Below are 24,853 nucleotides of genomic sequence, written 5' to 3'. Positions count from 1 at the left end.
GTTTAGATATATCGCAAGATATTACTCAAGATATATCTAAACACAAGCCGTCAAATGCAGATGATTATCATCTAAATGTTCGATGAGTGGGGCGCGTGCATTGCCACCTGCGGCGGTTTGCACTCGTTGGGGTTGCCTGGCTCCAGGTACGGCATGAGGATCGGTGCCATGCCCTTGAGCACCTGTACGGGCAGCGCCGAGGTGAATTTGAACGCTTCGGCCGAGCGCCCCGGGACGAAGGCCGTCAGCGTGCCGAAGTGGTTGTCGCCCAGGAAGAACACGAACGTGGCGGTCCGGTTAAGCGAGCGCGAGCCGATCAGCCGGCCGCCGGCACCGAAGCTTTCGATGCGGTTGTCGCCGGTGCCGGTCTTGCCGCCCATCACCAACGGGGTGCCGTCATGCAGCTTGAAGCTGCCGGAGATACGCCGCGCGGTACCTGCGTCGACCACCTGCGACATTGCCCCTTTTAGCGCCCTGGCCACTTCCACCGGGAGTATCCGCTGGCCACGGTCGGGGTCGCTGTTCAGCTTGGTTTCGTACGGGGTGTCGGCGGCGAAGTGCAGGGTGTCGATACGCAGGGTGGGCAGGCGCACGCCGTCGTTCTGGATAATGCCCACCAGCTCTGAAAGCGCTGCCGGGCGGTCGCCGGAGCTACCAATGGCGGTGGCCAGCGACGGCACCAGGTGGTCGAACGGGTAGCCCACGCGTTTCCAGCGTTGATGGATGTCGGTAAAGGCTTCGATTTCGACCATGGTGCGGATGCGGCTGTCACGGGCGCCCTGGTAGCGGCTCTTGAACAGCCAGCCATAGACTTCCTGGCGCTCGAAACGGCTGGCGTTGACCATTTCGGTCAGCGTGGAACTCGGGTTCTTCAGCAGGTAACCGAGCAACCACAGGTCCAGTGGATGGACCTTGGCGATATAGCCCTGGTCGGGCAGGTCGTATTTGCCGGGGCCGTAGCCTTCGTACATCTCCGCCAGGCGGCCGTCGGTGAGCTTGCCCAGGGCGATCTTGTCACCCTTGCTGTGGGCGCGGACAAAGGCGTTGAAGGTTTCCTGGCCGGCTTCAGGGAACAGATAACGGTGCACCGCCGCCAGGCGTTGCGGGGTGACGCGCATGCTGTCGAGGAAGGTGTCCAGGCGTTGCTGCGAGGTCTTGCGCTGGTACTTCCTCCAGAAGCGCATCAGGTAGTTGGTGCCCTCCTTGTCGGCAAAGCGTGCGAGGTATTCCTGGCGGCGCGGGTCGGAGTCGTCCTTGAGCAGCGGTACCCGGTTGTACGGCTGCTGGTAGGTGACGTAGCGCACCAGGTCGCGCATCAGGCGGATGAACGGCAGGTTGATCGACTCGCGCAGGGCATCCTTGAGGGTCGGGTTGCGGCTGTTGTCTTCCTTGCGGAAGTTGTTGAACACGTGCATGCCGCCGCCGGTGAAGAAGGCCTCGCCAGTGTTGGCCGAATACTTGCGCTCCAGGGCGGCGTCGAGCATGGCGTCCAGGCTCTGGTTCTTGCTGTTCTGCGCCAGCCATTCCAGCGACCACTGGGAGATGCGGTCCAGTTCTGCAACGTCGACTTTCTTCAATTCGGCAGCGGGTTTGCCGGCGTACTTGTCGTGCAGTTCGGCAATGATCTCCAGGTAGGTGGTGAGTACCCGCAGCTTGGCCGTCGAGCCCAGTTCCAGCTTACTGCCCTCGTTGATGTCGAAGGGCTGGTCGGTGCTGTCGGTCTGCACCCGTACCCGCGAGCCATCAGCGGTGCGCTCGAACAGGGTGAAGCTGTAGCGCACCTGGTCGGTGGTCTTGGTGGTCAGCAGGCGCTCGCCGATCAGGCCCATCTGCGCGGCGAATACCGGGTCGGAAAGGTTCTTCAGGTACTGGCTGGCCTGCAACTGCAGGTCGGCCTGCAAGGTGCTGGTGGCCGAGACGTCGAGGCGGTCGAGGTCGTACAACGGGCGGTTGAGCATCGCCGCCAGCCGGTTGCGCGCCAGGCTGATGCCTTTGTTGGTGATGATTGGCACGATAGTCGGCTGTGCTACCCAGTCGCGATAGACCGCCTTGCTGGCCAGGGCCGCGTCGGCCAATGGGCGGTCGATGATGGCGTTGGCAGCGAGCACGCGGATGTGCGAGTCGGTGAGCTCGGCAAGCTCCACCCGGCCCTTTGACAGGTAATGCGAAGGGCGACGCTGGGCGATCATCAGCGACAGCACCTGGCGCAGCGCCAGGCCGCGGGCGGCCATGCTGTCGGCGTCGGTCGCGGTCGAGGTGAGCGCCTGGTTGACCTGGTCGAAATCAGCGCCGTACCACACCCGCAGCCCCTCGGCCATGCCGTGCACCTCGCCGTGGCCCGGCACCGCCGACAGCGGCACGCTGTTGAGGTAGTCGCGCACGATGCGCTGGCGGGCCTCGGTAGTATCAGGGCCACCTTGGTAGGCGCGCACGCTGGCGGAAATCATCTGGCGGATCTTCTCGGCGCCGGAGACGGTCAGGCCATCCGGCGAATGGCGGTACTTCTCCAGCTGCGTGGCCAGGGTGCTGCCGCCGGCGGACTGGCCGGGCAGCGCCAGGTACTTGGCGACCTGGCTGTAGGCAGCCTTGGCAAAGCGTGGCCAGTCGACCGCCGGGTTGTTCTTCGGGTCTTTCGGGTCGAGCAGGTCGCGGTTCTCGATGAACAGCAGGCTGTTGACCATTACCGGCGGGATGGCGGCGAAGTCCGGGTACAGGTGTTGCGGGTAGTTGTACTGATACAGCGTGTCGCCACGGCAATCGGTGATCGACAGGCCAGCCTGAATTTTCTCGATATAGGGTGCGAACAAACCGTGATCGACGTAGTTCATCAACGCCGGCGAGAACTTTACCTGCTCGCTGATCAGGTAGTCGCGTTTGAGCAGGCGCGGCAAGAACTCGCCCAGCGCGCTGTAACCCAGGCGTTTGTCGAACGGCCCTTCACCCGGGTAGACGATGGCATCGCTGGGCCCGGGCTGCAGCGAATAGGTCAGGGTGGTGGCCAGCCTGCTGAATTCCCGCGATTGCAGGTCGGACGTGCGGAATTCGTCATAGGCGGCGAAGCCGATGGCAATGATGCCCACCACCAGGATCAGCAGTATCAGCCGCCACCACAGCCGGCGCTGACGGGGGGACTTCGGCTGTGGCGTCTGGTCCAGAGGAGGTTCGGCTGCTTCCGTTCTGGTTGGTTCCGATTGCCACAGTGCGCCCATAGTCTTCAATCCGGCCAGGTATTTTCGTCTTGCTTGTCTGAAGCTTAGACGTTGACGGCAGGAGGTGAAAATTTTGTAAGAACTGCAGAAATGCAATGTGGGATATGCGGCTTTGGTGTGGGTTTCTTCATACAGCGATATTGCTAGGGTGGCTGCTACAGGCGTGAGGCAGGCCAGCTGGCCCCGGTTTCTCGCCAAATTTCTACGAATTAACAGTGAAAAGCCCTACGGCGGGCTTCCTATACTGCTCGGCCCCTTCGCCTTGCCGGCCGCTCTATTCCGGTATACGGGCCGGCCCACAAGGCCAGCCTGGCAAGCCACCGCCACGCCTACCGGCATGGCCGCTGCTGCACGAAGGTCAAATCCAATAACAAAATGAGGTTGTATTGCTATGCCAGTCGGCAACCACCCTGCCCATGGCGAGACCGCACAAGGCGGCCCGCTAAAGCGTGAACTGGGCGAACGTCACATTCGCTTGATGGCACTGGGCGCCTGTATCGGCGTCGGTCTTTTCCTTGGTTCGGCCAAAGCGATTGAAATGGCCGGCCCGGCGATCATGCTTTCCTACATTATTGGCGGCCTGGCGATCCTGGTGATCATGCGCGCCCTTGGCGAGATGGCCGTGCACAACCCGGTTGCCGGGTCGTTCAGCCGCTATGCCCAGGACTACCTTGGCCCGTTGGCGGGCTTTCTGACCGGTTGGAACTACTGGTTCCTGTGGCTGGTGACCTGTGTCGCCGAAATCACCGCCGTGGCCATCTACATGGGCATCTGGTTCCCCGACGTGCCACGCTGGATCTGGGCGCTGGCGGCGCTGGGAAGCATGGGTGCGGTCAACCTGATCGCGGTCAAGGCGTTTGGCGAGTTCGAGTTCTGGTTCGCCCTGATCAAGATCGTCACCATCATCGCCATGGTCCTGGGAGGCATCGGCATCATCGCCTTCGGCTTTGGTAACGACGGTGTTGCGGTCGGTATCTCCAACCTGTGGGGCAATGGCGGCTTCATGCCCAATGGCGTGACCGGCGTGCTGATGTCGCTGCAGATGGTGATGTTCGCCTACCTGGGCGTTGAAATGATCGGCCTCACCGCCGGCGAAGCGCGCAACCCGCAGAAAACCATCCCCCAGGCCATCGGCTCGGTGTTCTGGCGCATCCTGCTGTTCTACGTCGGCGCCCTGTTCGTGATCCTGTCGATCTACCCGTGGAACGAGATCGGCAGCCAAGGCAGCCCGTTCGTCATGACCTTCGAGCGCCTGGGGATCAAGACTGCCGCCGGCATCATCAACTTCGTCGTCATTACCGCCGCACTGTCGTCCTGCAACGGCGGTATCTTCAGCACCGGCCGCATGCTCTACAGCCTTGCGCAGAACGGCCAGGCGCCGGCCACGTTCGCCCGCACCTCTAAAAGCGGGGTACCGCGCAATGCGCTGCTGCTGTCGATCGGTGCCTTGCTGCTGGGCGTGCTGGCCAATTACCTGGTGCCGGAGAAGGTATTCGTCTGGGTGACCTCGATAGCCACCTTCGGGGCGATCTGGACCTGGGTGATGATCCTGCTGGCGCAGATCAAGTTCCGCGCCGGGCTCTCTACCGCCCAGAGCAAGGCCTTGAAATACCGCATGTGGCTGTGGCCGCTGAGCTCCTACCTGGCCCTGGCCTTCCTGGTGCTGGTGGTGGGGTTGATGGCGTACTTCGAGGATACCCGCGTGGCGCTGTATATCGGCCCGGCGTTCCTGGTGTTGCTGACGGCCTTGTACTACACCTTCCGCCTGGCGCCGAAGGATCACCAAGCGGTAGCCCGCACCGCCTCCTGATCTGAAGCCACGGGGGCCGCACAAAGCGGCCCCCATGGTTTTCAGGCTGCCACTTCGCTGTTGGGCTCGAAGCTGTCCGCCCGGGCCAGTTGCCACATCCGCGAATAGAACTGCCCGTCCACTTCGCCCGTCAGCAACTCGCCCGGCTTGAGGAACACGTGCATCTGCGAGAACAGCTTGATCTCGGTGGCCGAAACACGCCGCACCAGGTGCTTGGCTTCCAGCTGCGCCGGATGTTCCAGGCCCGCTGCGGCAAGCATCTCTGCCAGCGCGCGCAGGGTATTGTGGTGGAAGTTCAGCACCCGCTGGGCTTTGTCCGGCACCACCAGCGCACGCTGGCGCAGCGGGTCCTGGGTGGCAACGCCGGTCGGGCATTTGTTGGTGTGGCAGCTTTGCGACTGGATGCAGCCGATGGCGAACATGAAACCGCGCGCCGAGTTGGCCCAGTCGGCGCCGATGGCAAGCACGCTGGCGATGTCGAAGGCACTGACGATCTTGCCACTGGCGCCGAGCTTGATCTTGTCGCGCAGGTTCAGGCCGACCAGGGTGTTGTGCACGAACAGCAGGCCTTCGCGCAGCGGTACGCCGATATGGTCGGTGAACTCCACCGGCGCCGCGCCGGTGCCGCCCTCCTTGCCGTCGACGACGATGAAGTCAGGCAGGATGCCGGTTTCCAGCATGGCTTTGGCGATGCCCATGAATTCCCACGGGTGGCCCAGGCAGAACTTGAAGCCCACCGGTTTGCCGCCGGACAGCTCGCGCAGCTGGGCGATGAACTGCATCATCTCGATGGGCGTGGAGAAGGCGCTGTGGCGCGACGGCGAAATGCAGTCCTCGCCCATGAGGATGCCGCGGGTTTCGGCAATTTCCTCGGTCACCTTGTGCTTGGGCAGGATGCCGCCGTGGCCGGGCTTGGCGCCCTGGCTCATCTTGATCTCGATCATCCGCACCTGTGGGCTGCGCGCCTGGGCGGCAAAGCGCTCGGGGTCGAAACGGCCGTCTGCCGTGCGGCAACCGAAGTAGCCGCTGCCCAGTTCCCAGACCAGATCGCCGCCGTGTTCGCGGTGGTAGGGGCTGATGCTGCCTTCGCCAGTGTCATGGTGGAAGTTGCCCAGCTTGGCGCCCTGGTTGAGGGCGCGGATGGCATTGGCGCTGAGCGAGCCGAAGCTCATGGCGGAAATGTTGAAGATCGACGCCGAATACGGCTGGCTGCACTGTGGCCCGCCGACGATGATGCGAAAGCTCGCAGGGTCGGCCAGCGGTGCCGGGCGCATGGAGTGGCCGATGAATTCGAAACCGGACTCGTAGACGTCGATCAGGGTACCGAACGGTTTGTCCGAGGCTTCGTTCTTGGCCCGCGCATACACCAGCGAACGTTGCGCCCGGGAGAAGGGCAGGGCGTCGCTGTCGGCCTCCAGCAGGTACTGGCGGATTTCCGGGCGGATGCCCTCGACCAGGTAGCGGATGTTGCCCAGGATCGGGTAGTTGCGGCGCACCGCGTGGCGCTGCTGCAGCAGGTCAAACAAGCCGATCAGGCTGAGCACGGCGGTGGTCAGGGTGAACGGCCACAGCCATTCGTGGTGGAGGAAAGGCAGGCTGGCCAGGGTGAACAACACACACGCGGCAAACACTGCATAGCGACTGAGAAGTGACAGGCTCATACGGGGTCCTTACGATGGCGCGGTCAGGCTCAGGGCCTGGGGCAAACCCCGACCATAGCCCGGTTGGGCCACGCTGAAAATTAAATTCGGGGTATCGAAAATCATTCGCGCCGGCTGCCTGCTACTGGCGGCCTCACTCCGATGTATCGCGCAGCAACTTCTGCCGCCACGCTTGTTGCTCATGCGCCGGCCCATCCGCCAGGAACGCGTACCGCCCGGCCACCCGCACCGCCACCGGCACGCCATCGCGGTACAGCAAGCGGTTGCCGCTGACAGCCGGCACTTTCGCCCCAGGCAACAAAGACCCGACCAGGTTCAGCGGGTCGCTGGCACTGACCAGCACCAGCGCGCCGTCCAGCGCTCGCCGGCGCACCTGGCGCAACAACCCGACGGCCTCCGGCAAGGCAAACTGTTCCCCGGCCAACCCCGCGATGAAGCGCCCACCCCGAATCTCACCGCGTGCCTCCAGCCGGTGATAGCAGCGCAGCAGATCGCGCCAAGCGGGCAGTACATCGCTTTCGCGCTCCAGCAGCCGCCAGCAGATCACCCCATAACGACGCAGCAGGCTGCGGGCGATGTGTTCCAGGCGCTGGCTTTCATCCAGCGCGGCACTGCCCCTGCGCAACAACGCCCAACGCCCGGCGTGGGCCATGCTGCTGGACATCGGCGGGTGGCCACGCCTGCTGTTGCGCGATGTGCGTTTCGCCGCCGGGGTGATCAGGCTGCGCAGCCCGGTGAAACTGTCGGCGCCCACCAGGCCGGAGCCGACCAGCTCCTGCAAGGCTGCCTCCAGCTCGCTGGGCAGCAGGTGGGCCTCCTGTGTCAGCTCGTCGAAGAACAGTGCGCCATGCGCTTGCAGCACTTCATGCACGCGTTGGGCACGCGGGCCCAGCCCCTCCAGTGCAGGTAGGGGGGCGAGGCTGCGCCAGAGCGCCAAGTGTTCCCGGGGCAGCAGCACCAGCGGCGTGCTCGCCAAGGTATTGCTGGAAACCGTTGTTGCCAGCCGGCTCCAGGCAAACTGCCCGCTGCGGCAGGCATCGTCGAGCCAGTGCCGGCTGTAGTCCTTGATCCGCGCTGGCAGCAGCTCCGCCTCCCAGGCGCCAGCGGCGCCCGGGAAGCCTTGCAACTGCTCGAGCACTTCGGCTACCGCCAGCGGCCCGCGAAGTCGTTCGTCATTTGCCAGGTGCTGCCAGTCGAACAGAAAGCGCATGAAGTCCTGCAGGCTGACCGGCTCGATTTCCCGGCGCAGGCGCTTCACCGTGTAGCGATGGATGCGCGCGAGCAGGTGGCGTTCGCACCATTGCGGCTGAGTTTGGCCAGGGCTGAAGTGGCCACGCAGCACGTACCCTTCAGCTTCGAGCCGGGCCAAGGCCTGTTCGACGGCCGCTGCAGGCTTGCCGAGCGGTTCGGCGATCTGCGCCAGGGTCAGCGGGCCATGGCCGCTCAGGCGCGAGCGCAGCAACTCGATCAACGCGCTGTCCGGGTCGAGGGCCTGATCGAACCCGGGCAGCATGTCCAGGTCGGGCTCATGGCGGGCGTGGGGATACAGCGCTTGCAGCAGGTTCACGCGCTCACGGGCCAGCCACAACTGTTCAGCGGGCAGGCGCAGCGCCCGGCCGGCCTTGGCCAACTGCCTGAGCAGCAGCGCCCAGGTCGGGTTGGCCTGCACTTCGCGCTGGCTGATGGCGCCGAGGCTCATCAACGCTTCGTGCATCTCGTCGGTGCCACCGGGCTGCGGCCAGGCTTCAGCCTCTACGGCGCTGATGGCGTCGGCATCCAGCGCACCCAAGTCATCGCCGCTGTGCACCTCGTTCCAGCGCCGGTTGAGCACCGCCTGGGTGCGCCGTTCTTCCAGTGGGGCATCGTCGAGGAAGGCGTAGGGCCTGGCATTGAGAATGGCCGAGGCCAGAGGCGATGGCGCAGGCAAGTCGCGGCACAGCAGGCGCACTTCGCCGTTTTCCATGCGCCGTAGCAGGGCTAGCCAGCCTTCGCTGTCCATGGCTTCGTGCAGGCAGTCGTCGAGCGTCTGCTCGACCAGCGGGTGATCAGGGATCTGCCGTTCCCCGGCGATGTTTTCCAGGCAAGCGATCTGGTCGGGGAACACGGCGGCGATCAGGTCTTCGCTCTTCATGCGCTGGATCTGCGGGGCAACCTTGCGCCCGCCGACGAAGCGCGGCAGCGCCATCGCTACCGCCGCATTCCAGCGCCAGCGTACGCCGAACAAGGGGGCGTCGAGCAGTGCCTGGACCAGCGTCGCTTCGGCGTTGCGGCTGGACAGGTAGCGCCAGACCTCGTCCAGATCGAAGCTGTGGCTGGTGGAAAGCGACAACACGATGGCGTCCTCGCTGGCCGCAGCCTGCAGCTCGAAATTGAACGTGCGGCAGAAGCGTTTGCGCAGCGCCAGCCCCCAGGCGCGGTTGATGCGGCTGCCATAGGGCGAATGGATGATCAGCTGGGTGCCGCCAGACTCGTCGAAAAAACGCTCCATGATCAAGGTCTGTTGCGAGGGCAGGGCGCCTAGCACTTCACGGGTGCGCCCAAGATAGTCGAGCAGTTGGCTGGCACAGGCCTGGTCCAGCGCTAAAGCGCTTTGCAACCACGCCAGCACGGGGGCGGGATCGCCGCCGCTCAGCCGCAATTGTTCATCGATGCGTGCCTGCAGGCGGGCCACCGCAGCGGATAATTCATCACTGCGCCCCGGTGCCTCGCCCAGCCAGAACGGAATGGTCGGCGGCAGGCCATGGGCGTCCTCCACCCGCACCCGGCCGGGTTCGACCCGCACGATGCGGTAGGAGGCATTGCCCAGCTGGAAAATATCGCCGGCGATGCTCTCCACCGCAAAGTCTTCGTTGACGCTGCCGATGTTCAGCGCCTGCGGCTCCAGCAGCACGGCATAGTCGGCGGTCTCGGGGATGGTGCCGCCACTGGTCAGCGCGGTCAGCTGGCTACCCCGGCGCCCGCGCAAGGTGCCGGTGACTGCATCGCGGTGCAGGTAGGCGCTGCGCACGCCCAGGCGGCCGTTGTAGCCCTCGGCGAGCATGCGCAGCAGCGCCTGGTAATGGGTGACGTCGAGTTCGGCATAGGGCGTAGCCTGGCGCAGGCAGTCGAACAGCGCCTGTTCCTGCCAGGGCTGGTTGCTGGTTTCGGCGACGATTTGCTGGGCCAGCACGTCCAGCGGGGCCTTGGGGATATGCAACCGGTCAAGTTCGCCCTGGCGCACGCAGTCGAGCAGGGCCGTGCATTCGATCAGGTCATCGCGCGAGGTGGGGAACAAGCGCCCTTTGGGGATGCCCTCCACCTGGTGGCCGGAGCGGCCGACCCGCTGCAGGAAGCCGGCAATCGACCCTGGTGAAGCGATCTGGCAGACCAGGTCGACATCGCCGATATCGATGCCCAACTCCAGTGACGCAGTGGCCACCAGCACCTGTAACTGGCCGCGCTTCAGGCGTTGCTCGGCGTCCAGGCGCAGCTCCTTGGCCAGGCTGCCGTGGTGCGCGGCCACGGCCTCCTTGCCCAGGCGGTCGCCGAGGTGGCGAGTGATGCGTTCGGCCAGGCGCCGGGTGTTGACGAACACCAGCGTGGTGCGGTGCTCGCGGGCGAGGGTTGCCAGGCGGTCGTAAACCAGGTTCCAGACGTCCGTGGCCATGACTGCGCCCAAGGGCACTGGCGGCACTTCAAGGGCCAGGTCGCGCTGGCGGGCATGGCCGATATCGACGATCGCGCAGGGCCGTTGATGGCCGACCAGAAACTGCGCCACGCGCTCGACCGGGCGCTGGGTAGCGGACAGACCCACGCGCCTTAGTGGCCGCCCCGACAGCACCTGCAGGCGCTCCAGCGTCAGCGCCAGGTGAGCGCCGCGCTTGTTGCCGGCGAGGGCATGGATCTCGTCGATGATCACCGTGTGCACGCTGGCCAGGCCGGCGCGGCCCGAGGCCGAGCCCATCAGCACATAGAGCGACTCCGGCGTGGTCACCAGGATATGCGGCGCCAGTTTGCGCATGGCCGCGCGGTCTTTCTGAGGCGTGTCGCCGGTACGCACCGCGGTGCTGATGCGCGGCGCCTTGAGGCCCTGATCTTCGAGCGCCTGGCTGATGCCTTCCAGTGGCGTCTGCAGGTTCAGGCGAATGTCGTTGGACAGCGCCTTGAGCGGCGAAACGTAGACGACCTGGGTTTGCGCGGGCAATTCGCCGCCGTGTTCGAGGCCTTGGCGGAACAATTCGTCGAGCACCGCGAGAAAGGCACTCAAGGTCTTGCCCGAGCCGGTCGGTGCGGCCAGCAGCATCGACTGCCCGGCGTGGATCAATGGCCAGGCACGGGCCTGGGCGTCGGTGACCGTGGCGAAATGGCGACGGAACCAGGTGCCGACGGCGGGGTGGAACAGCTCCAGCACCGGGTGCTGATGGGCGGGCAGGTTCATGTCATGGTTATGGCGGCTCGGCGGCGGCTTGGCAAGGGGCCGTTCGTCTGTGAGATTTTTCTGTCTGCGCAGGCCCTATCGCGGGTAAACCCGCTCCTACAGGGATTGCGAAGAATCTGTAGGAGCGGGTTTACCCGCGATAGGGCCTGCCTTGTCAGGCCCACAAGCCCATGGGATCCTCCCTCCGCCATTTTCCAGCGAGCCCACCCATGCCCAACATCATCCGTATCGCCGCGGCCCTGCTCATCGACCCTCAAGGTCGCACCCTGCTGGTGCGCAAGCGCGGCACCCAGGCCTTCATGCAGCCGGGTGGCAAGATCGATGCGGGCGAGTCGCCGGTAGAGGCGCTGGTGCGTGAACTGCATGAGGAGCTTGGCCTGCGCATCGATCCTGCGCAGGCCGCACATATGGGCGCCTTCAGCGCACCGGCTGCCAACGAGCCGGGCTTTGAAGTGCACGCTGAGCTTTTTCGCGTCGACACTGCCGAGGCCGTGGTGCCGGCAGCAGAAATCGAAGAGGTGGTCTGGGTGGCTGCAGACCAGGCGCTGGCAGTGGCGCTGGCGCCGCTGACCCGCGACCTGATACTGCCGTTGTACCGCCAGGCCGTCAGCGTACCGCGCTGACCCCATCGAGGGTGGCGAACGACGTGTCCTTGGCGGTCAGCAGGAAGTCGCGCATGTACGGCGCATCAAGCATGTCGGTGCGCACCGCCGCATAAAGCGTGGCAAACAGGCCTTTCTCGCCCAGGCGCTTGCCTTTGACGTAGCCGCGCGAGCTGTATTCGTGCAGCGCCCAATGCGGCATCCCGCATACCCCGCGCCCGCTGGCTACCAGCTGCATCATCATCACTGTCAGCTCCGAGGTGCGCACGGCGGCCGGCTCGATGTCGGCCGGCTCCAGGAAGCGGGTGAAGATGTCCAGGCGGTCGCGTTCCACCGGGTAGGTGATGAGGGTCTGGTCGAGCAGGTCCTGGGGCACGATGAACGGCTTGCTGGCGAGCGGGTGCTGGTTGGCCACGGCAATCATGGCTTCGTAGGTGAACAGTGGCACATAGGTGATGCTGGGCAGGTCCAGCGGATCGGAAGTCACCACCAGGTCCAGGTCGCCGCGGGCCAAGGCAGGCAGAGGGGCGAAGGCAAACCCCGAGGCCAGGTCCAGCTCGACTTCAGGCCAGGCATCGCGGAACTGGTCGATGGTTGGCATCAGCCACTGGAAGCAGCTATGGCATTCGATGGCCATGTGCAGCCGCCCCGCTGTACCGCCGGCCAGGCGGGCGATATCACGCTCGGCGCCGCGCAGCAGCGGCAGGGTGGCATCGGCCAGCTGCAGCAGGCGCAGGCCGGCGCTGGTGAAGCGGATCGGCTTGGTCTTGCGCACGAATAGCGGCAGGCCCAGGCGCTCTTCCAGCTCCTTGAACTGGTGCGACAGCGCCGATTGGGTCAGGTGCAGGCGCTCAGCGGCCTCCACCAGGCTGTCGGCCTCGCGCAGGGCGTGAAGGGTTTTCAGGTGGCGCATCTCCAGCACGGCAGGCTCCGAGAGAAAAATTTGAGTTAACAAGGAATGAGTTGAGTTTCCCTCATGTTGGGCGTGCTGTCGACTGGACCTTCGGCCGCACCGCTTGGCAGGGTTCATCAAACTGTCACCGAACTGTGGCAGCGCGGCTGAATTAAATTCATCAGACTCGCGCTCTACTGGGGATCTGCATTCTGGTGTTTCTTTCATGCGGGCTTTACTGCTGTTTTTGTTCTTTATGGTCAGCGTTCCGGCGAGCTTTGCCGATCAGCGCTGTGATGCTCACGTAGCGGTTCAACGGGCCGAACTGGGTGACCTGAGCCTTGTTTACCAGAGCGTCGGTGCGCCCCGTGACCCGGCGTTATTGCTGGTGATGGGGCTGGGTGGGCAATTGATCCACTGGCCGGACGATGTGGTCGAGGCGTTGTGCCGCCAGGGCTTTCGGGTGCTTCGCTACGACAATCGCGATGTCGGCCTGTCGCGCTGGAACCAGCTGCCCCCTTCGGCCAACCTGACCGTCGAGCTGCTGCGCTACAAGCTTGGGTTGCCAGTTGCCGCACCTTATACGTTGACCGACATGGCGGGTGATGGGCTGCGCCTGATGGATGCATTGGGCATACGCCAGTTCCATGTACTGGGTGTGAGCATGGGTGGAATGATCGCCCAACACCTGGCAGCGATGGCACCGGAGCGGGTGCGCAGCCTGACCCTGGTGATGTCCAGCTCCGGCGCAGCAGGCCTGCCCGCGCCGGACCCTGCACTGGTGCAGCTGCTGGCCCGGCGCAGTGCGCCCAATCGCGAGGTGGCGATCGAACAGCAGGCCGACCTGCTGGCGGCGCTGGGTAGCCCGCAGGTGCGCGATGACCGGGCTGCGCTGTTGGAGCAGGCTGCGGTGGCTTACGACCGGGCGTTCAACCCCGAGGGCGCGAAGCGCCAGATCATGGCGATTCTCGCCGAACCTAGCCGGGTGGCGTTGCTGAACGCATTGCGCGTACCGACCCTGGTGGTGCATGGCACGGCCGATCCATTGTTGCCGGTGATGCATGGTGTGCACCTGGCGGCTCATATCCAGGGCAGCCAGTTGCGGCTGATACCGGGGTTGGCGCACCGCTTCCAGGAGCCGTTCAAGGCGCCGTTGCTGGGGGCGGTGTTGCCTTACCTGCAGTCACATCGCCAGGACGTTACGCACATTGCCGGCCTGTGATATCAGCGTCGCTCTTTTAGCGGTTTTACCCGCGAAGCAGAGGGCACCTGTTTTCAGCCAAGCCCGTACTTCTTCACCTTGTCGAACAGCGTGGTCTTGGCCATGCCCAGATCCTGGCTGGCCTGGCTGAGGTTGCCACCCGTGCGCTGCAACGCATCGCTGAGCAGGTTGCGCTCGAACGCTTCAACCGCCTCGGCGAACCCCAGGCCTTGGCTGGCACCGCCGCTAGGGCCTTTCTTGAAAGCCGGCAGGCCCAGGGCATAGCGCTCGGCAACATTGCGCAGTTCACGCACGTTGCCTGGCCAGTCGTGGGCCATCAGGCGCGACAGGGTTTGGCTGTCCAGGGTCGGCGCTTCGCGATCGAAGCGTAGCGCCGACTGCTGCAGGAAGTGCTCGAACAACTGCAGAATATCCTCGCGGCGCTCGCGCAGCGGTGGCAGTTCCAGGGTCACGACGTTCAGGCGGTAGTACAGGTCGCTGCGGAACTGCCCGCTCTGGCCAAGGGCATCGAGGTCAGCCTTGGTGGCGGCAATCACCCGGCAATCCACCGCAATGCTCTGGTTCGAGCCCAGGCGCTCCAAGGTACGCTCCTGCAATACCCGCAGCAGTTTGATCTGCAGGTTGATCGGCATGCTCTCGACTTCATCGAGGAACAATGTGCCGCCATTGGCGTGCTCGATCTTGCCGATGCGGCGCTTGCCCGCACCGGTGAAGGCATTCGCCTCGTGGCCGAAAATTTCGCTTTCGAACAGGTTTTCCGGCAGGCCGCCGCAGTTCAGTGCGACGAACGGCTGGCTCTGGCGGCGGCTGAAGTCGTGCAGGCAGCGGGCAACCAGCTCTTTGCCTGTACCGGTTTCGCCTTCGATCAGCACGTTGGCCGAGGTGTCGGCGACGTTGGCGATCAGTTCACGCAGCTGTTCCATGGCTGGCGAGCGGCCAATGATGCGGCCCTCCAGGCTGCTCTGCTCGGCGAGCTGGCGGCGCAGGGCCAGCACCTCACGCGACAACCCGCGCTGTTCGAGGGCGCGCCGCACCACATCGACCAGGCGCTCTGGCGAGAAGGGCTTTTCCATGAAGTCGTAGGCGCCGTTGCGCATGGCACCCACCGCCATGTCGATATCACCGTGACCTGTGATCAGCACCACCGGCAGGCTGCGGTCGCGCGCCTTGAGGCGGTTGAGCAATTCGAGGCCGTCGATGCCCGGCAGGCGGATGTCGCTGACGACGATACCGGCGAAGTCATCACCGATACGTTCCAGCGCCTGCTCGGCGCTGCCCACACCTTCGCAGGCGATGTCTTCCAGGGCCAGCGCCTGCTGGCAACCGAGCAGCACATGCGGGTCGTCTTCGACGATCAGGACGGTAAGAGGCGCTTGGTTCATGGTTGCTCTGCCGATTCGTTAGGGGGGGAGACCAGCGGCAGAGCGAGGACGAAGGCCGTTCCGCCGCTGGCTGGGTGTTCGACGTTGAGGCTGCCTTTGGCTGCGGCGGCAAGGCTCGCCGACAGGGTCAGGCCCAGGCCCAGGCCATGTTCGCCCGGCTTGGTGGTGAAGAACGGTTCGAACAGGTGCTTGCGCGCTTCGGCATCGATGCCGTGGCCATTGTCGCGCACCCGCAGGCGGTATTTGTCGCCTTGCAGCTCGCCTTCCAGCCACAGCTCAGGCAGCGGCTGGGTGGCCATGGCATCGAGGGCGTTGCCCATCAGGTTGACCAGAATCTGCTCCAGGCGGGTCTGGTCGATGGCCAGTTGCTGGTCGTCGAACTGGCTGTGCAGCTTCAGGTGGCAACCACTGATGCGGTTGGCCAACACCTGCAAGGTGGCCTCGACAGCCTTGGCCAGCGAGGCCTGGCCGCGGTCGTCGCCACGCCGGGCGAACGAGCGCAGGCTGGCGGTGATGCGGCCCATGCGGTCGATCAGGTCGTTCATGGTGCGCAGGTTGGTGCTGGCGGTTTCCAGCGCGCCGCGCTCGAGGAAACGCACGGTATTGCCGGACAAGGTGCGCAGCGCCGCCAGCGGTTGGTTGAGCTCGTGGGCAATGCTGGTGGACATCTGCCCGATGGCCGCCAGCTTGCCGGCCTGTACCAGCTCGTCCTGGGCATGGCGCAGTGTCTGTTCGGCGTGGCGGCGCTCGCGAATCTGGCCCTTGAGCCGTTCGTTGCTGGCGCGCAGGTCGGCGGTGCGGTCGGCGATGCGCCGCTCCAGCTGGCTGTTGGCTTCTTCCAGCGCCTCGCGCGCGGCCAGGCGGGTGGCGATCACCTTGCGCCGCTCGTTCCAGGCGATGCCAAGTATGGCCAGCAGGGCGAACGCCACGCCGACCAGAATGCCTTGCACCATTGATTCGCGGCGCAAGTCCTGCAAAGGGGTGAGCAGGGTGAAATGCCAGGGGGTATCCACCAGGCGCCGGGTTTGCGCCAGGTACGCAACCTCATGGGGTTTGCCGTGGGCGGTTTCGCTGTTGGCCGGGAAGGTCAATTTCTCCACGCCATCGGCCAGCGTCTCGCGGGCCAGCGGCTGCAGCTCGTTCAGTGGCCACCAGTAATATTGCAGGCTACGCGCCAGCCGCTCCTTGATTTGCGGCGTCAGCGGGCGTACCGATTTCAAGCGCCGCGCAGGGTCGCTGGAGAGGATGATGATGCCGTTTTCGTCGCTGACGAAGGCTTCCAGGCGGGCGCGCTGCCAGCGCTCCTCAAGGGTGTCGAGGCGCACTTTGATCACCGCCACGCCAATGATCTTGCCATGTTCTTCCAGGCCATGGGCCAGGTAGTAGCCGGCTTCGCCGGTGGTGCTGCCGATGCCGTAGAAGCGGCCCGGTTCGCCACGCACGGCGGTCTGGAAGTAGGCACGGAATGACAGGTCTTCACCGAGGAACGAGTCGGCATCGCGCCAGTTGCTGGTGGCCTGCACCCGGCCATTGGTATCGAGGACGAAGATCGCCCGGCTGCGGCTGCGGCGGTTGAGGCCTTCGAGGTATTCGTTGACGGTCTGCCGGTTGGCGCCATCAGGGTTGGTGAGCAACAGCGACACGCTGTCTTCCAGCTCCAGCAGGCTCGGCAAGTAGGTGTACTTGCTGATTTCGCTTTCGACCGTGCGTGCGTGCAGCTCCAGCTGGCGTTCGCCGTTTTCGCTGAGGGCGCGGATGCCGTTGCTTTCGCTGATCAGATAACCAGCCAGGCCCAAACCGACCATCAACAGGATGACCAGGGGCGGTAGCAACAATTGGCGGATCAGGCGGGATTTCACGGCAGGCTTGGCAGGGAGAAGTAGCGAGGGGTCGCATTTCATCACAGTGGCCTTGTCACGACCAGCATCCGCTGCCCGGAGCAACCCGGGGCAGCGGAAACTGTGGCCGGCTTAGTGTTGCAGGATCTTGCTGAGGAAGTGCTGGGTGCGCTGGTCGCGGGCACTCTGGTCACCGAAGAACTCTTCCTTGGTGCAGTCTTCGATGATGCTGCCTTTGTCCATGAAGATAACCCGGTTGGCAACCTTGCGGGCAAAGCCCATTTCGTGGGTCACGCACATCATGGTCATGCCTTCGTGGGCCAGCTGCACCATCACGTCCAGTACTTCGCTGACCATTTCCGGGTCCAGCGCCGAGGTGGGCTCGTCGAACAGCATGACGATCGGGTCCATTGCCAGCGCGCGGGCGATTGCCACACGCTGCTGCTGGCCACCGGAAAGCTGGCCGGGGTGTTTCTTGGCGTGCGCGCTGAGGCCGACACGCTCGAGCAGGGCCAGGCCTTTCTGGGTGGCTTGCGCCTCACTGCGGCCCAGCACCTTGCGCTGGGCGATGGTCAGGTTTTCGGTAATGGTCAGGTGCGGGAACAGCTCGAAGTGCTGAAACACCATGCCCACCCGCGAACGCAGCTTGGGCAGGTTGGTTTTCGGGTCGGCAATCGAGGTGCCATCGACCACGACGTCGCCCTTCTGGAACGGCTCCAGCGCATTGACGCACTTGATCAGGGTGGACTTGCCCGAGCCCGAAGGGCCGCACACCACTACCACTTCACCCTTCTTGACGTCGGTGCTGCAGTCGGTCAGTACCTGGAAGTCGCCGTACCACTTGTTGACGTTCTTGATGGAAATCATACGGTGATCCTTTTTTGCAGGCGCTTGACCAGCCACGAAGCGGAGAAGCTGATGAGGAAGTAGACGACCCCGGCGAAGATCAGGAACTCATGGGAGCGCCCGATGATGTCGCCGTTGGAGCGTGCCGAGTTGAGGAAGTCCACCAGGCCCACGGTGTATACCAGCGAGGTGTCCTGGAACAGGATGATGCTCTGCTGCAACAGCAGCGGGGTCATCTTGCGGAAGGCCTGGGGCAGGATGATCAGGCGCATGGTCTGCGCGTAGTTCATGCCCAGCGCTTGCGCCGCGCCCATCTGCCCTTTGGAAATCGACTGCACGCCGGCACGGACGATCTCGCAGAAGTACGCCGCCTCGAACATCATGAAGGCGACCACGCAAGAGGTGAAGGCACCCACCGGGGTGTCTTCGCCGGTGATCCAGCGCAGCACGAACGGTACCGCCAGGTAAAACCAGGTGATCACCAGCAGCAGCGGGATCGAGCGGAAATAGTTGACGTAAGCGCCAGCTACCCGCGACAGCAGCTTGCTCGACGACAGGCGCATCAATGCCAGGATGGTGCCCAGCGCGATACCGCCGATCACTCCCATGACCATCAGCTTCAGGGTCATTACCATGCCTTCCCAGAGGGCGGGCAGGGCGGGGATGATTTCGCTGAAATCCATTTCCATTTACTTGCCCCCCACGGAAATCAGGCCCGGCACCGCGACTTTCTTCTCGACCACGCGCATGAGCAGCATCAGCCCCATGTTCAGGGTGAAGTAGATGAGCGTGGCCAGGGTGAACGCCTCGAACAGGTTGGCGGAAAATTCTGCGGTCTGTTTGGTCTGCGCCAGCAGCTCCATCAGGCCGATCAACGACGCCACCGAGGAATTCTTGAAGACGTTGAGAAACTCCGACGTGAGCGGCGGGATGATGATCCGGTAGGCCTGCGGCAGCAGCACATTGTTGTAGATCTGCGGCAGGCTGAAGCCCATGGCACGTGCGGCGGCTTCCTGGCCCCTGGGCAGCGCCTGGATACCAGTGCGCACCTGTTCGCAGACGCGGGCGGCGGTGAACAGGCCAAGGCAGACGATCACGCTGATCAACGCCGACGTGGTCGGGTTGAGGTCCTGCTTGAACCATTCCTGCAGGCCTTCGGGCAGCAGGTCGGGTACCAGGAAGTACCAGATGAACAGCTGCACCAGCAGTGGCACGTTGCGGAACAGCTCCACGTAAGCGGTGGCGATGCCAGATACCAAGCGGTTGGGCACGGTACGCATGACCCCGAGGACAGACCCCAGCAGCAGCGCGATGATCCAGGCGGTGATGGCGATGGCGATGGTCCAGCCCAGGCCGGTGATATACCAGTCCAGATAGGTTTCGCTGCCCACGCCGGTGGACTTGAAGAACACGCCCCAGTCCCAGTTGTAATTCATCGGGATTTCCCCTCAGACGGTTGTTTCACGGGCACCTTCGAGCATCCAAGGGCGGCATGCGCCCTCGGATGAAAGGTTAGACACTAATGAGTGGCCTGTAGAATTGATTCGTGCGCTTGCGCACCAGGCCACTATCTGAGGATCAGGACTTCTTCTCGTCCGCGGCCTTGTCGGTCGGCTCGGCGATCAGTTTTTTCAGCTCATCGCTCATCTGGAACTGCAGGTTCAGGCCTTTAGGTGGAATGGGCTGCATGAACCACTTGTCGTAGCTCTTGTTGACCTCGCCCGACTTGAAGTAGGCGATGATGGCTTCGTCGACCGCTTTCTTGAATGCAGCGTCTTCCTTACGCACCATGCAGCCGTAGATTTCGTACGACTGAGGGGTGCCGGTGATGACCCAGTCCGCTGGCTTGCGCGCCTTGGCCATTTCACCGGCCAGCAGGGCGTCGTCCATCATGAAGGCCACGGCGCGGCCGCTTTCGAGCATGTTGAAGGCTTCTCCGTGGTCCTTGGCGGAAATCACGTTCATCTTCATCTGCTTGTCGGCGTTCATCGCCTTGAGGATACGCTCGGAGGTAGTACCCGCGGTGGTCACCACGTTCTTGCCGGCCAGGTCCGGGAAGTCTTTATACGATGGCTGACCATCTTTGACCTTGGTCAGCAGGCGCGTGCCGACTTCGAAGATACCGACGGAGAAGCCGACCTGCTGCTGGCGCTCGACGTTGTTGGTGGTGGAGCCGCACTCAAGGTCCACGGTGCCGTTCTGCACCAGCGGGATGCGGGTCTGGGAGGTGACGAGGTTGTACTTGACCTTGATGTCGGTGCCCAGTTGCTTCTTCAGGGCGTCGACCACGGCCAGCTGGATATCGTGGGAGTAGCCCACGGGTTCCGGCTTGCCTGCCAGGTAGGAAAACGGAATGGAGGAGTCGCGGTGGCCCAGGGTGATGGTGCCCGAATCCTTGATCTTCTTCAGGGTGCCGGTCAGCTCTTCGGCCATGGCGGGCGAAGCGATGACTGCAGCCGCGATGGCGGCGCCCAGCAATTGACGAACGATACGCATCAAATTTTCCTCGACGTGTTTGTTTTTTTTATGGAGCCGTTGGCGGACTCTTTCGTTCAACGAATACAGCATGAAGCGGTGTGCATTCGGCTTCCAAGTGTAGAGCATGACTCGTGCCAAGCTCTGCCAATGATCATAACCCCCCGCAAAGCCTGGGCATGAACCCTATATGAAGGTTTTTGAAGTTTGATCCGTGGTCGGAACACCGAATGCGTGGGTTTTTCTCGTTCGGCAATCCGAATGAGGTCTGCCCGGTAGCCCTGTGCGTCAGCTTTAAGTAACACCTTGGCATGAACGGCAAATGTTGAGCTTGCTGCCTCATCATCAGGAGCTCATATCGTGTCCGTCATTCCCATCCCTTCCGATTCCGTCGATGCCTTCATTGCCCGCCAGCTTGCAGATTGGTTGAAAGGCGCCAATGTCGACCTTCTTCTGACATTGCACAGGGCGCTGCGTCATCAGCAGGCTGCTGCGGAAAATGTAAGAAACGCCTTGGCAGGCATTCCCAGCCTGGAGGCATTTGCCACGCCGCTGCTGGAGCAGGCATTGCGTGACGGGGGGCTGGCCGATGTCAATGTGCGCACCATGCAGGTGTGCATCGAGCAAGATGTGCCGATGCCCAGCGCCGCGCCGCGCCTGCATACGCCCTGGAGAACCCTGCACAGCGTGCAACCCTTGCTGACAGCAGCACTGCACAACTTTCACGAGAGTGAGACCTCGCCGTCACTGCATCGGCGAGCGTATCTGCAAGACGCTGACAAGGTGCGACTGCCAATGGCGTTCGAGGCGTTTGCCCGGTGCTGCAGAACGCTGGATATCGGTGGGCAGTATCAGCAGCTGCTGCGTGCGCAACTGTTTCCGAAGAGCAGGCCTACGGCGCCGAAGGATTTCGCTCGTGTGGCGGTGGAGCGCATGCTGGAAGAGAGTCTGCGTGCCAAGCTGGACGTCGCGGTGCGCATGGCAAGGATCAAGGCCGAGTTGGACGAAGGCGACTACCTGCGCTTGTTGTCTGTCATTGCAAGCAAACCCATCGTGCCGGCGGTGCCCGGTATCGTCACACCTCGCCAGTTGTTCCTGTTGGGCAAACGTATCCATGGGCTCGTCACCCTGGAGCTGCGCGAGAGCGCCGAGGGGCCGCTGGAGGGGATCATCTGCTGGGTACCGCAGGACCCGCATCGCCCGGTGGCCAAACACGCCTCGTGGGACGCCCTCTATCTGTCGTTGGCCAAAAAGCTCCGCGCGCCTCACTACCGATCCTTTTTCAGTCGTTTCATCAGTGAGCGTGATCGGGCGACCTTCACCGCCACCCTGGAGCGCCTGATCGAAGCCAGCAGCGTGCGAGCGCCAGCTGTTCTGGATGGGCGCAACTTCGCCATCGAAACGCCGCTGTTCGCCTATTTGCGTGGCTTGCAGGTGGACAAGATGCTTGATGATGCAAGAATTCTTGCGGTACCCACTGCTGACGAAACCGCCATCGAACGCCATCAGCGGCTGGAAGCGCTCAAGAGCGCGGGGCTCGATGCGCTCAACCTGGCTGCACTGTTCATTCCGGTTCTAGGAGAGGTGATGTTCGCCGTGGCTGCGGTGGACGTGGTCAGCGAAGTCTACAGAGGCTATGCCGATTGGCAGATTGGCGACCGCCAAGGGGCACTGGACCACCTGTTTGGCGTGGCCGAGAACGTTGCTGTCGGAGCCCTGGTGGGTGTCGGGGTCGCGGGGGTGGGCCGGGTGCTCGAGCGGGTGCCGTTTGTCGATGCGCTCACGCCCTTGCACGAGGGCGAAGGCCGCTCCAGGTTGGCGGCCTGGCAGGTCTCGGCCCATCACCTCGATGGCGGCGGCCCGCTGCTGCGCAGATTTGGCGGGGACTTCGCGCAAGCTTCCGACCAGACCGCGGAAACGCTTCTTCGCATTACCGGGCTCGACCACGATCAACTGCGCCATCTGCACCTGCAAGAGCTGCCAGCCCCTGCACGGCTGTTCGATGCCCACGCACGCTATGAATGCCATGCAGTTAATCCGCTGCTGCGTGGCGACGCGTTCGAACGAGAGCTGGCGACTTGGCAAGGTACGCCCTCTGCGGCCGGGGCCGTACTGCTCAGGGCATTCCCAGGCTTGTCCGTGCGTGGCACCGAAGAAATCCTCGAACATGCAAGCGGTGAGCAAATAGAGGCGCTGCTGGCCAGTGGCCGTGTACCAATGGCCATGGCCGAGCGTGCACGCTGGTTCTTGCGCGAGAGTCGGCTGGATCGCGCACTGATGGGGTTCGAGTACGAAGGTGCGGTCAATACCGATACCCAGCGCCTGGCTTTGGAACTGATCGATGAACTGGCGCCATGGCCGCCGTCGGTGCGGATTGAGTTGCGCCTTGGGGAGTCGGGCGGTCGTCTGCTGGCGTCGAAGGGCGCCGACGACGCATCGCAAATCACAAGCATCATCCAGACTCAGCAGGGGTATCACTTGGGTGAACCCACCCCTGCAGGCCCAGCCACGGGCTTGTTGCCCTGTTTGCTGCTCACCGTTGAGGACGCTCAGAAGGTGGCGCTTGGCGGTCCGCAACTGACGGCCACTGAACTTGGCCAAAGGCTCTCTCGACACGCCAGCGTCGATCGTGAAAAAACCGCGAGATCAATGGGCTTGCAGCCTATCGCAGAGCGCTATCGACCGCCGCAGCGAATGGCCGACGGCCGCAGCGGCTACGCATTGAGTGGCGGCGGCGAGAGCAGTCGCCAGGCGATTCGCCGCGGCATCCATGACATCTTTCCGACCTTGACCGACGCACAGCTGGACGCTTACCTGCGCGAACTGACGCGTCGTCGTATCGGGCTCTGGGAGCACTTGAGCAGTCTCCAGCAGCAGCTGGAAAACCTGCGTGGGGCGCTGGATACCTGGCAGGGGCAGCGTGTGAGCTTCGTGGATGGGCTCAGGCGGCGACGCGTGGCCAACCAGATCCGCCGCGCTTGGCGGCGCAAGACTGCTGGCATTGCCGGTGACGACTTCGTGGTGCATATCGATGGCGAACAGGTGGGCAGTTTGCCGACCTTGCCGGCCGGCATCGAGTTCGGCCATGTTCGGCGCTTGACCTTGCGCAACATGAGCCTTGAGCAGATTGATGAAGACTTTTTGCGTAGGTTCTCCCACCTGCGCGAGCTGGACTTGCGGGACAATCAGTTGACCACCTTGCCGGTAGGCCTGGAGCGTTTGACCGAGTTGCGTTCGCTGCGACTGGCGGGTAACCGGATTACCGTTGATGCTGCAGGCAACCAAAGGTTGGCAAGCCTTTCGATGCTTCAGCGACTGGATATGAACTATAACCCGCTGGGCCAGGTTCCCGAGTTGGCTGGGTTGCCTCATTTACGCGAGGTGTCGCTGCGTGCAACCGGCCTGGAGGCCTTGCCAGAGGAGGCGCAGATGCCCTGGAGAGGCTTGGTGGATGTTCGCGAGAACCAGATACGCCAGCTGAACGGGGATTTGCGCAGCCTGCGCAATCGCCTGCAGCGGCTCTCAGTACATGACAACCCCTTGGACGAAGCCAGTGAAGCACTGGTGGCCCGCAGTAGCACTGTTGCGGCCACCCACCGCAACGACTCCTATCGCCACGCTGTTGCCGACAGCACCTTGCTGGAACGATGGATGGGCGCCGCCGACGATGCCATGCGCTCCCAGCGCACGCAGATCTGGACGCAGTTGTCCCAGGAGTCGCAGTCGACGGACCTGTTTCGCTTTCTAGCGGATTTTGCACGATCAGATGACTTCCTCGATCACTCGCGCTACTACCGCGCCAGGGTATGGCGCATCCTCGAACTGTGCGCGGATAACACCGATGTGCGCGAAGCGGTGTTCTGGCAGACGCAGGGCCGCAGAACCTGTGAAGACCGCCTGTTGCTGATCCTCAGCCAACTGGAAGTCAGAGCCCATATTGCCTTGCATGCGGCAGGGGAAGGGGGCAGGCGGGCCGAAGCGACATTGCTGAGGCTGGGGCGCTCGCTTTATCGCCTAGATGAGGTGGACAGCATTGCCGCTCGGCATATCCAGGAAATGCGCCAGAACCCCTACGCCGCCGTGGATGACATCGAGGTTTACCTGGCCTACCGGGTTTATCTGGCTGACAGGCTCGGCCTGCCGGCCCAACCGCGGCACATGAATTACATCGAGCACAGCGGTGTGAGTTCCACGCAGATTACGCGTGCGGGCACAACTGTCCTCGCCGGCGAGAACACCGACGTGCTGAGCCAGGCACTGGCGCAACGAGAGTTCTGGCAAGGCTATGTGCGCAATCGCTACCCCGAGCGCTTCGAAGCCCTGGCTGCGCCGTTTCATGAACAGCTGGAGGCCTATGAGCGCCAGGCTGGGGAGACGGGCGAACAACAGTACATCGAGCACGCCGCAGCCTTGATGGAAGCGCTTAATGGCGAAGAACGCGCTCTTTACCTGGAGTTGGCAAAGGAGGCATACGAGCGGGAGGGGTGAGCGCGGGCGAC

The 24,853-nt window shown here is 63.6% G+C and carries 14 protein-coding genes; 4 read left to right on the top strand and 10 right to left on the bottom strand.

The window, feature by feature from the left end:
• Positions 1-71: 71 nt before the first annotated feature.
• Complete coding sequence (locus tag ACFY68_RS08025) at positions 72-3,209, bottom strand: transglycosylase domain-containing protein (RefSeq protein WP_387525381.1); 3,138 nt, start codon at positions 3,207-3,209, stop codon at positions 72-74.
• A gap of 391 nt (positions 3,210-3,600) precedes the next feature.
• Between ACFY68_RS08025 and ACFY68_RS08020 the strand changes: the two genes are divergently transcribed.
• On the top strand, positions 3,601-5,019 hold the full coding sequence (locus tag ACFY68_RS08020; RefSeq protein ID WP_387525379.1) for an amino acid permease: 1,419 nt from the start codon (positions 3,601-3,603) through the stop codon (positions 5,017-5,019).
• A gap of 41 nt (positions 5,020-5,060) precedes the next feature.
• On the opposite strand, the gene ACFY68_RS08015 is transcribed toward ACFY68_RS08020, so the two are convergent.
• Positions 5,061-6,680, bottom strand: a complete 1,620-nt coding sequence (locus tag ACFY68_RS08015; protein WP_346614452.1) for an FMN-binding glutamate synthase family protein — start codon at positions 6,678-6,680, stop codon at positions 5,061-5,063.
• A 133-nt stretch (positions 6,681-6,813) separates the two neighbouring features.
• A complete protein-coding gene (locus tag ACFY68_RS08010) occupies positions 6,814-11,097 on the bottom strand; it encodes a DEAD/DEAH box helicase (RefSeq protein WP_387525377.1) in 4,284 nt (1,427 codons plus the stop codon).
• A 209-nt stretch (positions 11,098-11,306) separates the two neighbouring features.
• Between ACFY68_RS08010 and ACFY68_RS08005 the strand changes: the two genes are divergently transcribed.
• Positions 11,307-11,720: an NUDIX domain-containing protein gene (locus tag ACFY68_RS08005; RefSeq protein WP_387525374.1), complete on the top strand. Its 414-nt coding sequence runs from the start codon at positions 11,307-11,309 to the stop codon at positions 11,718-11,720.
• Here ACFY68_RS08005 and metR read toward each other — a convergent pair.
• Positions 11,704-12,621: a transcriptional regulator MetR gene (metR, locus tag ACFY68_RS08000; protein ID WP_387525371.1), complete on the bottom strand. Its 918-nt coding sequence runs from the start codon at positions 12,619-12,621 to the stop codon at positions 11,704-11,706. The two genes, ACFY68_RS08005 and metR, sit on opposite strands and share 17 nt — an antisense overlap.
• A 196-nt stretch (positions 12,622-12,817) precedes the next feature.
• Here metR and ACFY68_RS07995 point away from each other — a divergent pair, with 196 nt between their 5' ends.
• Positions 12,818-13,813, top strand: a complete 996-nt coding sequence (locus tag ACFY68_RS07995) for an alpha/beta fold hydrolase (protein WP_387525368.1) — start codon at positions 12,818-12,820, stop codon at positions 13,811-13,813.
• Positions 13,814-13,866: 53 nt separating this feature from the next.
• On the opposite strand, the gene ACFY68_RS07990 is transcribed toward ACFY68_RS07995, so the two are convergent.
• From ACFY68_RS07990 to ACFY68_RS07965, 6 genes are all read right to left on the bottom strand, one after another.
• Positions 13,867-15,195: a sigma-54 dependent transcriptional regulator gene (locus tag ACFY68_RS07990; RefSeq protein ID WP_346614447.1), complete on the bottom strand. Its 1,329-nt coding sequence runs from the start codon at positions 15,193-15,195 to the stop codon at positions 13,867-13,869.
• On the bottom strand, positions 15,192-17,096 hold the full coding sequence (locus ACFY68_RS07985) for an ATP-binding protein (RefSeq protein ID WP_387525365.1): 1,905 nt from the start codon (positions 17,094-17,096) through the stop codon (positions 15,192-15,194). The genes ACFY68_RS07990 and ACFY68_RS07985 overlap by 4 nt, the downstream gene beginning before the upstream one ends.
• Positions 17,097-17,165: 69 nt before the next feature.
• A complete protein-coding gene (locus ACFY68_RS07980) occupies positions 17,166-17,900 on the bottom strand; it encodes an amino acid ABC transporter ATP-binding protein (protein ID WP_387525362.1) in 735 nt (244 codons plus the stop codon).
• The gene (locus ACFY68_RS07975; RefSeq protein WP_346614444.1) at positions 17,897-18,568 is read right to left on the bottom strand and encodes an ABC transporter permease subunit; all 672 of its coding nucleotides are present in this window, start codon (positions 18,566-18,568) and stop codon (positions 17,897-17,899) included. The genes ACFY68_RS07980 and ACFY68_RS07975 overlap by 4 nt, the downstream gene beginning before the upstream one ends.
• A complete protein-coding gene (locus ACFY68_RS07970; RefSeq protein ID WP_346614443.1) occupies positions 18,569-19,315 on the bottom strand; it encodes an amino acid ABC transporter permease in 747 nt (248 codons plus the stop codon).
• Between the two features lie 142 nt (positions 19,316-19,457).
• Entirely contained in the window at positions 19,458-20,375 is a 918-nt protein-coding gene (locus ACFY68_RS07965) for a glutamate/aspartate ABC transporter substrate-binding protein (protein ID WP_387525358.1), read from the bottom strand.
• 339 nt (positions 20,376-20,714) lie between these two features.
• On the opposite strand from ACFY68_RS07965, the gene ACFY68_RS07960 reads away from it, so the two are divergent.
• A complete protein-coding gene (locus tag ACFY68_RS07960; RefSeq protein ID WP_387525356.1) occupies positions 20,715-24,842 on the top strand; it encodes an NEL-type E3 ubiquitin ligase domain-containing protein in 4,128 nt (1,375 codons plus the stop codon).
• The last annotated feature ends 11 nt before the right edge of the window (positions 24,843-24,853 follow it).

The organism is Pseudomonas sp. NPDC012596 (assembly GCF_042902325.1).
Lineage (GTDB): Bacteria > Pseudomonadota > Gammaproteobacteria > Pseudomonadales > Pseudomonadaceae > Aquipseudomonas.
This window is presented reverse-complemented; position numbering and strand designations above follow the sequence as displayed.